Origin of the sequence: Thalassospira lucentensis (genome assembly GCF_050516545.1) — a bacterium.
Classification (GTDB): domain Bacteria; phylum Pseudomonadota; class Alphaproteobacteria; order Rhodospirillales; family Thalassospiraceae; genus Thalassospira; species Thalassospira lucentensis_C.
The window spans coordinates 1841121-1853978 of the sequence record NZ_CP191544.1 but is presented as its reverse complement, the minus strand read 5'-3'; the positions used below and the strand labels follow the sequence as shown (position 1 = coordinate 1853978).

Sequence of the window (12858 nt, the reverse complement as noted above, 5' to 3'; positions counted from 1 at the left end):
GTGCCGGATGCGCCGCACCGCCAAGTCGATTTTGTTTTCAGGGGTAACCCATGGGGCCATGGATTGAACAACACGCCACTTTGCTTCAGGTAGGCGTAAGTGTCGCAACATTGATGATCTGGATTTTCTATGCGCAATTGCTGTTTCAAAGCTATCGCCGTGTTCGACGTCCAAAAATCGTCATCAATCAGATGCTTGGCACATCTGACAAGGTACGTTTTCTGATCAGCAATATGAGCCAGGAAGCAATTCATATTGATAAGGTGCTTGTATGCCTTGGCGATGAAACACACCAGGTTTGCAAGCAGGTGACAGATACCGATCCGGAACTGGATTTTCAGGTTGATGAGGTCCGCACTGAGGACCGTAAATCAGCACGCGCGGCACGACTTAATGAAGTCACCGTGCAAGGTCCGCTGGAATCCGGAAGATGTATCGAGCTGGGCGCGCTGCAAAACCTTATGCGACGGATTACGCAACAGGCCCGCGCGAACGATGAGCCTGACCCGGCCGTGGGGCAAGGTGCGTGTCGCATCGAAATAATCGTGATTGCAGTCTATAGTTCGGAAAAGGGCGTGATCGGTGCCAGTCGGGCCTTTGCTTGTGACGATGGCGGGCGTCTGCACCCCGAAGAGGTTCAGACAACCCAGTATGCCGGTTTCTTCGCGCGAAGACGCATGGCCCGCCTGCATGCGCAATATACCTGATCCGATCAGATCAATCGCCAAACACAAACGGGCCCCGTCAAGGGGCCCGAATTGTTGGTAGATTGGGTCATGGTGCGCAGGTCAGGCGGCGGTCTTGGCGTCTTCGGCCTTGATGGCCTTGTGATTGTCTTCGTTCATGCCAAGCTTCCAATAGCTTGAGATATAGAAATCATCGCGGCCAAGTCCCCGATCATTGCGGAAATAATCGCGCAATTCCTTCATCGATGTAAATTCGCACGCTGCCCAAACCGATGCGCGGCCATCCGCCCATGGAAGCTTTTTGACAACGTCACTAAGGGCGGTGTTGGTTTTGCCGGGATGGGGATTGATCACCCATTCAATCGTGATATTGGCCGGTTTTTGCAGATCCTGCATGTCGGCTTCGGACTGGACTTCAATCACGGCATACCCGCGTGCATCATCGGGCAGGATTTCCAGATTGACCGACACCGCCGGAAGGGCGGTCATGTCACCAGCTATCAGGAACCAGTCGGCGGTCGGATCGACCAGCTTTTTCGGACCGGGACCGCCAATGGTGATGGTATCACCGGGGGCGCAATTCACCGCCCAGTTTGAGGCCGGACCACCATGGTCGTTATCATCTGACCCATCGCCATGCATGACAAAATCAATATCAATTTCGCGGCCCTGATCGGTCATGCGGTCATGACGCACGGTATAGGTCCGGCGCAAAACCCGGTCTTTCTCATCGCCCTCAATCGGGAAGATCAGTTTGACATAGGCACTTGCCTGATCTTCGGGGAAGGATGCCATGCCATCGCCGCCAAGGGTGACGCGCAGCATGTTGGGGGTGACATAGGCTTTTCTGATCACGGTAAAATCACGTGGGGCAGGTCTGTTCATTGAAAACTCCTAGGAACCGCAGGGATCGAGGTTATCGGCCATCAGATTGGCGATCTCGACAAAGTCCCTGATTTGTTTTGGCGTAAGACCGCGTGTCATTCGGGTTCTGACATCCTGTTCGGCACTTTGAACATCGTTCATCAGTGCGTCACCGGCGGCGGTTAAATGCAGTGTCTGGCTGCGTCGATCAATCGGGTGCGGGCGGCGTTCTATCAGCCCGTCATTTTCAACTTCTTTTAAAAGCCGGGTGATCCGGCCTTTGTCCTGACCGGATTTTTCGGCCATTTGCTGGGCGGTGATGCCCGGCATGCGCAAGACCCATTTCAACACCCGTTTATGGGAAAACGGCATCGGGATATCGGCGTTGCTCATGGTGTTCATGATCGAACGTTTATAGGAATGGATCAGTCGGTGGAGCGTTTCACCGGAAATATGCACCTGATCTACATCCTGCAAGTCGGTTGTCATGATCGTTTCCTTATGCGCCTGCGGGGCTTGTGATCCATCCGGTGCGAAGGGCATGGCGGCGGCCTTCGCAAATGATGGCTGAAAGCAATGCGGCCCCGGCGGCAAAGCTCATGATGGCGTCGAGTTCAAATGATCCGCTGGTGCCAATCAGGATGGCGGCCATGGCCGCACCGATTGACTGACCGGTCAGACGTGCGGTTGACAGCATCCCGCTGGCCCCGCCCGAACGATCACGCGGGGATGTGGTTAACATCAACCGGTTATTGGGCGCCTGAAACAGCCCGAACCCGATGCCACAGACCGCAAGGGCGGCAATGATCCAGATGTAATCGCCATCAACCGGCACCCACGTTGTCGCATAAAGTCCAAGCGCAAATATCGCCATGCCCATGCCGGTCAGACGGATTGGCGAATATTTATCGGCCAAACGTCCGGCGAGGGGGGCGGCAATGGCGGTGGCCAAGGGCCATGGCGTCATCAAAAGGCCGGTGACGGTCGGGCTATATCCCAAGACGTCATGGAAATAGAATGGCAGGGTGACAAACGCAATCATCTGGGCGGAAAAACCACAGACCGATGAGCCAATCGAACAGGCAAAGACCGGCAGTTTCAACAGATCAAGCGGCAACATCGGGCGGTCTTTTGACAATTGACGACGCACCAAAAACACCCCGGCAATGATCGAGACGGCAAATTGGGCCGCAATCAAGACCGGATGGCTTTCAGTCCCGACATTGCCAAGGGCGGCAATCAGGCCGCCAAAGGCCAGAACATTTAAAAATGCGCTGATGAAATCAAACCGGGTGCGGGTCGGGGCGTTAAACGGCAGGGTGAAATAGCCAATGGTAATGGCAAAAACCGAGATCGGCACATTGATCAAAAACAGCCAATGCCAACTGGTTACCGCCAGAATGGCCGATGCGATGGTCGGCCCGCCTGCGGCCGAAACCGACACCGTCATCGCGATCCAGCCAATGGCGCGGCCAAGCTTGGCCTGCGGGAAGATATGGCGCATGACGGCACCATTGATGCTCATCAGTGCCGCACCACCAAGGCCCTGTAACACGCGCGCGGCGGTTAAGAATTCAATATTCGGGGCAATGGCACACAGGCCCGATGCGACGCCAAAGATGACAATGCCGGTCAGATAGACCTTGCGAAACCCGATCGCTTCGCCAAGGGCGGCAAGTGGTAAAAGCGATACGACGATGGCCAGCTGATAGGCGGTGATGACCCAGATCGCATGGGCGGGGGAAACCCCCTGATCCTGTGCAATGGTCGGAAGGGCGACATTCATGATCGTGCCATCCAGCACGGCCATCATGATGGTGGAAAGAACGGCGATGGCGGCAAAGCCAGCACGCGGGCTTGGCAATCCGTCCGGGTAAACCTTGGTTGAAACTTTAAGGGCAAAGGACATGGGGCGAGGTCACTTTCATACGACAGGCGCGGTGGCGCTGCTGGTGGCGGCGCAAGGGGTTTATTGGATGGTGCGGCAAGGATGGTCAAAGCCTGGGGCGCTGTGTCGGCATCCTTGCAAATGCGCATAGCCAACTGGTTGACTAAATCAACTACATCAAGGTGGTTGATCATGTCAACTATAATTTTGCGAACGGGTCGCATTTGTTGATGGAGGGGTGGCGGTGATGGTGGCGGTGGCGGGGATAGCCGGGATCGCGCGGATGGGGGGATTTGACCGGGGGTGGGTGGATTAGGCAGAGCGCCTATTTGACGCGAAACACGTCATAGAAAATCGGTTTCTGATCGCCGAAATCCTGATGGTTTGGCAAATAGGGCATCGGGTCGGAATGCGAAATCTGTTCCCAAAGTCCGGCGCGGATTGTTGCCTGAATGGCCTTGGCAAAGGCCCCGTCATAAAGGTCTGCGCGCTGGGTAAAGCTTATGATCCCGCCGCGTTTGACCACCCGGCAAAATTCAGCAAACAGCTTTTTGACTTCACGGACATAAGTCAGGGTACCAATACATTGCAGCGCACCAAAACCATTATCACCAAATGCCAGCGGCTTGTTCATATCGCGCTTTTTAAGGTGGCGATAAACGCCTTTGGCCTCTGCTGCTTGCAGGGATTCCAGCGAAATATCAATGCCGGTAATGTCGCTGTATCCGGCCTTTGACAGCTCAAGCCCGGTTAATCCGGTGCCGCAGCCTGCATCTAAAATCGGTGCATCTGGCGCAACACCCTGATCCTGCATGATGGCGGCGGCACGCATCGGCGCGTCATAGCCCATTTTGGGCAAATCTGCGTCATAACTGCCTGCCCACTTGTCGTAATAGGCCGCCAAGCTTTGCGGATCAGCATCGGTCATGCGGGTTAAGTCCGATGCGCTCTCGGAAATATCATTATGGCTGGCATCACCATCACGGGATTCCACCATGGCTTACCTCACTGTTTTTGTTTTTGGATTGTTGTGTTCAGGAGGGGGATATTAAGGCACAGGCAAGGGGCGATTGCAAATTTCGGGGGGATTGTCTTGAGGGGAAAAATAAATCTGTCCCCTTTTTTAAGGGGAAAAATAAATCTGTCCCCTTTTTTAGTCCCCTTTTTTATCCGTTTTTTGATTGTTGATTTTTGGTTAGTTGATGAACGGAATAAAGTATTTGTAAGGCCGGAATAATAAATACAGGTATACTAAGAAATATCTTATAGGTGAGAATTTCCAGTCTAGGTGATTATTAATTCTTTTCCTTACGCAGAACAATTGTATTTCTCTGTAAGTGCTATCGCTAGAAGCTGATCTTTTCATATGGTTTACCACTGATTCTGTAGTGACCATTTGAGATACAGTTTCGTGTAAAAAACTGTTTAACATTTCACGCGAGGCGCCTCGAAAGAACTTTATGTTGTAAAGATGGCACACGATTTCATAGTTGTTGACGATTTTTTCTAAAGAAATTTCTTGCTGCTGCCGTGACTGAACATCAGGATCGTAATCGTCCCAAACTTTTTGAAGTCGATCATATATTCTGAGATAGTTGTCAACATCTGAAGTTCTGGCATTGAAGCTGTTCGATTTTGATGTCAGATATACTGTAAGAATAGTAGCTGTCAAAAGACCGATGCTTATCAATTCGGCATTTGAGAAGTATATTCCTAATATTTCATGGCTATCGTCGATCAGCATGCTCTATTTTTCTTTTTCGTCATCTTTTTTTTTCTTCCTTTTCTTTGCTCTCTAATTTTTCCTTTATTTTTGTTGTTCCAATGGAGTATTGGACTTCGCGTTCTATGTGTGTGGTGCGTTTCTTATCATTACTTGACATTTTTATTTCTCTGACTTGGGGTTGGAGCTGGAAGTGCTGTTTCCTGATCCTTTAAGCTTGTTGGATATTCCACTCGTTGATGTGGAGCGCTTTTCCAGCGTGCTTGAGTTAGATGACTTGTTCTTTTCGGTCACTGGAATTCTCCTATTCTAGGAATGTATATAAATAGTTCCAGTGCATTAATGTACATCTCAAAGTTGATTTTTAAAAGAGTTAGATTCCTGATTTGTGCTTGAAGATAAGGCACCCACTCAACAAATATCCCCCAGTCGGTGCTTCCCAATCGACCATTTCGCCCAAGCAATAAGTGCCCGGGCGTTTTTTGAGTTGGAAGGTGTCGTCGAGTTCTTCCCATGCCACACCGCCTGCGGTGCTGATCGCTTCGTCCAGCGGGCGGGGTTTGGTGATTTTGAGGGGGAGGTCTTTGATGGCCATGGCAAGTTTGGCCGGGTCGTTCAGGATGTCGCGCGGGGTGACTTCGAAAACGAGGGCCGTTTTGGTGACGTCAAGGCCGAGTGTTTTGCGCAGATGGTTGCCAAGCGAGTTTTTGCCGCGCGGTTTGGATAGGCGGGTGGTGACATCGGTCAGGTCGCGGTCCGGGGTGAGGTCAAGCATGACGGTCGCATCGCCGGTTTCAAGCCATTGATCGCGAAGTGTTGCCGAGATGGCATAAACCGCACTGCCTTCGATCCCGTTTTTGGAAATCACGAACTCGCCGCGCACAGACTGGTTGCCACAGGTCAGCGTGACGGGTTTGACGGGGGATCCAGCGCATTTTTCAATCAAATGATCCGTCCATTTGACGTCAAAGCCGCAATTGGCTGGTTTGAACGGATTGCATGTGATCCCGGCATTTTGCAGGATTTCCATCCATTTGCCATCTGATCCCAAACGTTTCCAGCTACCACCCCCCAAGGCCAGAACGGTGATGTCGGCCTTTGCGGTGATCTCGCCGTTTGGTGTTTTGAAAACGGCGTTATCGTTGTCATCCCAGCCGGTCCAGTAATGGCGATAGGCAATGGTGCAGCCAAGCCCGTCTAACCGGCGCAGCCATGCGCGCAAAAGCGGGCTTGCCTTCATCGCGGTGGGGAATACCCGGCCAGATGATCCGACAAAGGTTTCAATGCCAAGGCCTGTGCACCAGTCGCGAATTTGATCGGGGCCGAATTTGCGCAAATGCGGTTCAAGCTGCGCGCGCGATGTGCCGTAACGGGTCAGGAATGTTTCCAGATCTTCGCTATGCGTGATGTTAAGCCCCGATTTCCCGGCCATGAGGAATTTGCGCCCGGCACTGGCCATGCCTTCATAAATCGCGACGGCATAGCCATTCCCCGCCAGCCGTTCCGCGGCCATCAGGCCCGCCGGACCCGCACCGATGATCATGGCAGTCTTGCCGTTTGGTTTGGAGGGCGTGGGCGGGATGATGTTTGGCATTGGGCGCCTTGTGTGCTGGGAAAAAACGATGTGCTGGTTCTATCGTGTTTCGCGGGGTGTGGCAATTTGTGTGGCGGGAGAGGTGGGTGCGTGTGGTGTGAGGCCCCCGCCTTCGCGGGAACGACGATTGTAGATTGGCATAGCGGAGTTAATGTCATCCCCGCAAAGGCGGGGATCGCGTGCGACATGTTCCACCTTTGGGCGAAAGATCGTTTCGTCTTAAGTGCTTGATTGGGGCAAAAGCCGCCAATTTGGTGCTATTTCGCGCCAAACATTGGCAATTTGGTCGCAGATAGGCTAACAAAATTCGCAAGAAGGAAATTACTTAAAAAAGACGTGAGGAGGAAACATGCGTTCACATGATTTGATGCGGGGCCTTGGTAAGGTCACCCGTCGTTCGGTTTTGGCAGTGGCACTTGGTGCGACTGTTCTGGGGGCCGGGGCTGTTCAGGCGGCGGAGAAAATTAACATTGCCGCGCTGACATTCGTTTCAAGCTCGCCTTTGTTTATTGCCAAGGAAAAGGGCTATTTCAGTGACGAAGGGCTTGATGCGGAAATCACGTTTTTCCGCGCGGCACAGCCGGTTGCCGTGGCGATTGCATCGGGTGATGCCGATTTTGGTGTGACGGCCTTTACCGGCGGGTTCTTTAACCTTGCAGGCAAGGGTGCGCTTAAGGTTATTGGCGCGCAGCTTCATGAAGATGCCGGGTATGATGGTTCGGCCATCCTTGCATCGAACAAGGCGTTTGAGGCCGGTTTGACGTCGGTTGACAAGCTTGGCGGGCATAGCTTTGCATTGTCCCAGGTCGGATCAAGCTTCCACTACATGATTGGTAATGTTGCGGAAAAGGCCGGTGTGGATATCGAAACGATGGAGCTTAAGCCGCTTCAATCGGTTCCGAACATGATCGGTGCGCTTAAAAGCGGGCAGGTCGATAGCATGATCATTGTCCCGCATATCGCAAAGCCGCTGGCCAATGCCGGTGCTGCGCATATCATTGGTTGGGTTAAGGATTATGTGCCCTATCAGGTCGGTGGTTTGTTCACATCGTCGCGCAATATCGAAGAACGCCGTGACGTGGTCGAAAAGTTTGTTCGCGCCTATCAGAAGGGCGTTGCGGATTACCGTGCGGGCCTTCTGGCGACCGATAGCGACGGCAAGCTGATTGAAAGTGACACGACGAACGAGATCCTCGAAATCGTGCATAAATACGTTTATAGCGACGATCCGGCCGAGAAGGCCTATCCGAAAATCCGGAATGGCGCGATGTTCATTACCGAGGAAGGCAAGCTTGACGTTGATGACGTCAAAGCGCAGGTCAAATGGTATCAGGACCGTGGTTATGTTAACGGCGATGCCAACCCGGATCAGTTCATCGATACCAGCTTTATCGCCCCGCTGGGCCAGTAAGGCGACGTAATTTAAAACCGGGCCGAAGCAACCGCCTTCGGCCCGGTTTGCATTTGTTTAGTCCTTTTAAAAAAGAGAGCGCCATGCGCCTTCATATTAAAAATGTCAGTCACAGCTATGATCAGGTCGAAGCATTACGCGACATTGATTTTGGCATTGAGCCGGGCGAGGTCGTGGCCCTGATCGGGCCGTCGGGTTGCGGGAAATCGACCTTGTTATCCATCATTGGCGGGTTGTTGGCCCCCACGGGCGGCGAAGTCCTGATGTGTGATAAGGCAACGCCAGAGGGGTGCCTGAACCCGCTGACCTATGTGTTTCAGGATTTTGCATTGCTACCCTGGCGAACGGTGGCGGGTAATATCAGTCTGGTGCTTGAAGACCATCCATTATCCAAATCCGAACGCGATGCGCGCATTGACGAAGTGCTGGCGCAAACCAATCTTTCGGATTTTCGCGATGCCTTTCCAAAGCAGCTTTCGGGCGGCATGAAGCAACGCGTTGGCATTGCCCGCGCATTGGCGGTGCGCCCGGCGGTATTGTTGATGGATGAGCCGTTATCGGCCCTGGATGCGCAGACGCGGATATTACTGCTTGAAGAATTTTCCGATCTGTTTGCCCGTACCGGCATGACGGCGGTGTATGTCACCCATAATCTGAACGAAGCGGTGCGGTTGGCCCATAAGGTGGTGGCATTGCGCCGCCGTCCGGGCACGATCAAGGAAATCCATAGGATTGATGTGCCGATCAAGGACCGGGTAGAGGGCATGCCGGAATTGATTGCCCATGAACAGGCACTTTGGCACCTGATCCGCGATGAAGCGATTGCAGCGGATAAGGAGCTTGAACATGTCGCATGATCTTGAGCAGGCCGCGTTGGGAAATGCCACCAATGCAAAAGTGCGGTTCCGTGCGATTGGCTTTAACCCGAAATCCAATCCTGTTGCGGCGTGGGGCAGCTTTGTTCTGGTGATTGCGCTTTGGCAATTGGGATCAAGTACCGGCTTTATTTCCGAACTTGCCATGCCAAGCCCGGTTGCGGTGGCCAAGGCGCTTTGGCAATTGATCGTATCGGGCGATCTTTGGCGGCATCTGGGGGCATCAATACAGCGCCTTGTCGGTGGCTGGATCATGGGGACGGTCGCCGGATTGATCGTCGGTTTTCTGGTTGGCATGTTTACATGGGCGCGGTCGCCCGGTGTGGCGTTGGTATCGGCCTTATTTCCGATCCCGAAAATCGCGTTATTGCCATTGTTCATCATCTGGTTTGGCATTGGCGAGCCATCGAAATTTGCCACCATTGCCTTTGGCGTGTTTTTCCCGACCGTGATCAATACATTTGGCGGGGTGGATAATGTGCAACGCAACCTGATCCGCATGGGGCAAAGCTTTGATCTGCCGATGTGGTCGGTGGTGCGCAAAATCATCCTTCCGGGTGCCTTGCCAACCATTTTGTCAGGGTTCCGTATTTCATCCTCGATCGCGATTATCTTGCTGATCGCAGCGGAAATGATCGGGGCGCAATATGGTATTGGTGCGCTTATTCTGGCGGCGGGGAACCTGTATCAGACCGATCAGTTGATTGCCGGTGTCGTGGTCTTATCACTTATGGGGCTGTGCGTTTCGTGGTTACTTGGGCGGTTGGACCGTTGGTTGTTAGGCTGGCGGTAATCTGATCTGAATTCTGAAGGCCGGGGATTGATCCCGGCCTTCTTTTTAGCGGTGGTCGCGGCGAAATTCTGCTGGCGGGATGCCGGTCTTTTTGGCGAAGAAGCGCGAAAAATATCCGGCATCGCGAAAGCCCAGTTCGCCCGCGATTTGCTGGACGGCGATGTCGGTATAGATCAGGGTGCGTTTGGCTTCCAGCATCAGGCGGTTTTGCACGACTTCGCTTGCAGTCATGCCATAGATATCCTTGGCAATGCGGTTAAGCTGTGTCGTGGTGACGCCGATTTCGCGGGCATAGAATTCAAGCGATTTGTGCTGTTTGTAAAACGTCTCGACCAGCATCTGGAATTTGCGGAACTTGCCGGTTTTTTGTTCCTGTCGCGACAGGCGGGCCGGATCGCCCTGCGGGGCAGTGCGCCCGACATCAAGCAGCAACAGGCCAAGGATATGGCGCAGCGCAAAGAGCCTGCCGGTATTGTGGCTGTAATATTCGCGGGCGAGTTGCGAGATCAGGAAATCGACCGGGTTGATGGTGTCAGTCGGGTTGTTACGGTTTGTGTTGATATTGGTATCAACACAGATCGCCTGATCCAGATGGGCCAGCAATTTCGGGGCAGGGGCGAGAATTTGCCCAAGATGGTAATCGGTCAGCGAAATCACCCAGCCATCAATATCGTCGCTGAATTTAAACCCGTGCACGGTTCCCGGGGGCACCGTGATCAGTTGCCCGGCCTGCATGGTCAGGTTCTGATCATCAAAGCTGATTTCGGCCTGTCCGCTGGTGATATAAAGCAGTTGAAACAGGTTGGTGTGACGATGCGGTTTGATATGCAGATCATGCAAGCGGGATCGTTCGGGGATGCTTTCAAGGTGAAAGAATTCCGGTTCCGTGATCGGCTGCGGGTCGCTTGCGCCGGTATCATCGACCGATGACAGATCAAATTCATCTGTCGCGGTTTTTGGCCGGGTGGCGTCACGTTCGCCGTAAAGCTTATAGATCGGAATGCTGTTGCGCATGGCGTCCTGATTTAAGGAACTGGTTTGCTACAGTTTAGCCTGTTTTAGCACGGACCAAAAGAAAAGCCCGCCATCGGAAATGGCGGGCTTTATCAATCGGGTTTGGTTTGGCTATCCGCCCAGTACCGATGGCACAAACAGGGTGAGGATCGGTATAAAGATCAGGATCAGAATGCGCACGATTTCGGCGGCAAAGAACGGCATGACGCCCCGGAAGGTTTCGCTCATCGGGACACCCTTGGCGAGCGCGTTGATGATAAATACGTTCAAGCCAACCGGCGGGGTGATCAGCCCCAGCTCCACGACAATCAGGGCCAGAATACCAAACCAGATTTTAAGGTCTTCCGCCCCCATGCCATAGGCCGCTGTTGCCGCCGTTGCCCAGTCACCGCCATTGATGTCGACCAAGGCCGGCCAGAAGAACGGGATGACCACGACAATCATCGACAGGCTTTCCATGAAGCAGCCCAGCAAGATCAGGGCAAGCAGCATCAGAACCATGATCAGCCACGGATCAAGGCCACTGGTGGCGGCGGCTTCTGCCATATAGGCCGGAAGGTTGGCACGGCTAAAGAACCCTTTGAGGATTTCGGCACCCAGCAGGATGAAGAAAATCATCGAAGATGTAATTGCCGTGTCCTTAAGCGATTTGCGCAGGCCTTCCCATGACAGACCGCCTTTGCCTTTCCAGCGCATATAGGCGCCGTAAACCAGAATGGCGAAGACACCAACGCCCGCAGCCGGGGTCGGGGTAAACAGGCCGGCACCCAGACCAAGAATGATCGATCCAAAGATCACCATGACCGGGATCAGGCGCAGCAGGGCTTCTTTGCGTTCTGCGGCGGGCATGGGTTCAGGGATCGGTGCCAGGGACGGGTTCAAACGCACCTGAATGGCAATCACACCCATAAAGAAGATCACGGCAATGATGCCCGGAATGATCGCGGCCTGAAACATCTGAATGATCGATGCTTCGACCGTCACGGCGTAAATCACCAAGGCGACGGATGGCGGGATCAGAATGCCCAATGTACCACCCGCAGCAAGGGTGCCGGTGGCAAGACGCGGCGAGTATTTCAGACGATCAAGTTCGGGCAGGGCCACTTTACCCATGGTCGATGCGGTCGCAAGGGATGACCCGCACACCGCCCCGAAACCGGCACAGGCACCAATGGCTGCCATGGCAACACCACCCCGGAACCGGCCGAGAATGGCATTTACGCCCTGAAACAGATCGCGTGACAGATTTGCCTGACTGGCAAGATAGCCCATCAGAACAAACAGCGGCACGACCGAGAGTTCGTAATTCGAGACAATCCCGTAAAACAGGGATTTGAACTGCTGCAGATAGGGATCAAAGCGCAGGAACGGGAAGAAGATGCTCAGCACATAGTTGCCGCCAATGCCGACGCCCACCATGGCAAGGCCGACCGGAACCCGGAGTGCCAAAATGACAAAGAGAAGGGCAAGGCCACCAAGGCCGATTAGTTCGCGTTCAGACATCTGCTTCTCTTTCGAAAATCTGCGTTCCGGCAATTGCAGCCCACAGGAACATCGATGCGATGCCCGGGAGATAGAACGGCCAGATTTGCCAGCCCAGAATTGCGGAAAGGGTATTGTCGCTGCGCACCTCGATCAGGCCATGAACCATCATGTAACCAAGGAATAGCGCCAAAGCCGTCATCAGGATGCCCGAGATAACGTCAACTGACCGCGCAAACCAGTCCGGAAACATTTTAATAAACACGTCAACGGCAACATGCCCGTGTCTTGCTTGGCAATAGGGGAAGAACATCAGGGCAGCCGAGCTGATGATCATGCTGACGAAGTCTTCATAGCCGATAATGGCAGGGACATTTTCGCCAAACAGTCGGGCCAGTTTATCCAGACCAAAAGCGGTAACGTTGACGATCGTTACAACGGCGATCATGAGGGCAAGCAGGCCGCCGACAACGGCAAACCAGGATGCGGCCTTATTGAGCACGTTTTTCATATGTCTAACAATCTCGC

At 53.4% G+C, this 12858-nt stretch carries 12 protein-coding genes; 4 read left to right on the top strand and 8 right to left on the bottom strand.

Annotated features, from left to right (window positions below):
• Positions 1-50: 50 nt before the first annotated feature.
• Complete coding sequence (locus ACQ0MK_RS08620) at positions 51-707, top strand: hypothetical protein (protein ID WP_430475660.1); 657 nt, start codon at positions 51-53, stop codon at positions 705-707.
• A gap of 81 nt (positions 708-788) precedes the next feature.
• On the opposite strand, the gene ACQ0MK_RS08615 is transcribed toward ACQ0MK_RS08620, so the two are convergent.
• The 5 genes from ACQ0MK_RS08615 to ACQ0MK_RS08595 form a co-directional block, all read right to left on the bottom strand.
• Positions 789-1571, bottom strand: a complete 783-nt coding sequence (locus tag ACQ0MK_RS08615; RefSeq protein ID WP_430475659.1) for a siderophore-interacting protein — start codon at positions 1569-1571, stop codon at positions 789-791.
• 9 nt (positions 1572-1580) lie between these two features.
• Complete coding sequence (locus ACQ0MK_RS08610; RefSeq protein WP_430475658.1) at positions 1581-2039, bottom strand: MarR family winged helix-turn-helix transcriptional regulator; 459 nt, start codon at positions 2037-2039, stop codon at positions 1581-1583.
• 10 nt (positions 2040-2049) lie between these two features.
• The gene (locus ACQ0MK_RS08605; protein ID WP_430475657.1) at positions 2050-3459 is read right to left on the bottom strand and encodes an MFS transporter; all 1410 of its coding nucleotides are present in this window, start codon (positions 3457-3459) and stop codon (positions 2050-2052) included.
• A gap of 304 nt (positions 3460-3763) precedes the next feature.
• Positions 3764-4435, bottom strand: a complete 672-nt coding sequence (locus ACQ0MK_RS08600) for a class I SAM-dependent DNA methyltransferase (RefSeq protein ID WP_430475656.1) — start codon at positions 4433-4435, stop codon at positions 3764-3766.
• A 1099-nt stretch (positions 4436-5534) separates the two neighbouring features.
• Complete coding sequence (locus tag ACQ0MK_RS08595) at positions 5535-6755, bottom strand: TIGR03862 family flavoprotein (RefSeq protein ID WP_430475655.1); 1221 nt, start codon at positions 6753-6755, stop codon at positions 5535-5537.
• A gap of 349 nt (positions 6756-7104) precedes the next feature.
• On the opposite strand from ACQ0MK_RS08595, the gene ACQ0MK_RS08590 reads away from it, so the two are divergent.
• The 3 genes from ACQ0MK_RS08590 (at position 7105) to ACQ0MK_RS08580 (ending at position 9834) form a co-directional block, all read left to right on the top strand.
• Entirely contained in the window at positions 7105-8166 is a 1062-nt protein-coding gene (locus tag ACQ0MK_RS08590) for an ABC transporter substrate-binding protein (protein ID WP_430475654.1), read from the top strand.
• A gap of 83 nt (positions 8167-8249) precedes the next feature.
• Positions 8250-9023: an ABC transporter ATP-binding protein gene (locus tag ACQ0MK_RS08585; RefSeq protein ID WP_430475653.1), complete on the top strand. Its 774-nt coding sequence runs from the start codon at positions 8250-8252 to the stop codon at positions 9021-9023.
• Positions 9013-9834 (top strand): ABC transporter permease, encoded by an 822-nt coding sequence (locus ACQ0MK_RS08580; RefSeq protein WP_430475652.1) that lies wholly within the window; start codon positions 9013-9015, stop codon positions 9832-9834. Before ACQ0MK_RS08585 ends, ACQ0MK_RS08580 begins: the two co-directional genes overlap by 11 nt.
• Positions 9835-9879: 45 nt before the next feature.
• On the opposite strand, the gene ACQ0MK_RS08575 is transcribed toward ACQ0MK_RS08580, so the two are convergent.
• The 3 genes from ACQ0MK_RS08575 to ACQ0MK_RS08565 all read right to left on the bottom strand — a co-directional run bounded on the left by ACQ0MK_RS08575 (position 9880) and on the right by ACQ0MK_RS08565 (position 12841).
• The gene (locus ACQ0MK_RS08575; RefSeq protein WP_430475651.1) at positions 9880-10848 is read right to left on the bottom strand and encodes a helix-turn-helix domain-containing protein; all 969 of its coding nucleotides are present in this window, start codon (positions 10846-10848) and stop codon (positions 9880-9882) included.
• A 111-nt stretch (positions 10849-10959) separates the two neighbouring features.
• Positions 10960-12351 carry a TRAP transporter large permease gene (locus tag ACQ0MK_RS08570; protein WP_430475650.1) on the bottom strand — a complete coding sequence of 464 codons (1392 nt, stop codon included), beginning with the start codon at positions 12349-12351 and terminating at the stop codon, positions 10960-10962.
• A complete protein-coding gene (locus ACQ0MK_RS08565) occupies positions 12344-12841 on the bottom strand; it encodes a TRAP transporter small permease (RefSeq protein ID WP_430475649.1) in 498 nt (165 codons plus the stop codon). Before ACQ0MK_RS08565 ends, ACQ0MK_RS08570 begins: the two co-directional genes overlap by 8 nt.
• Positions 12842-12858: the final 17 nt, after the last annotated feature.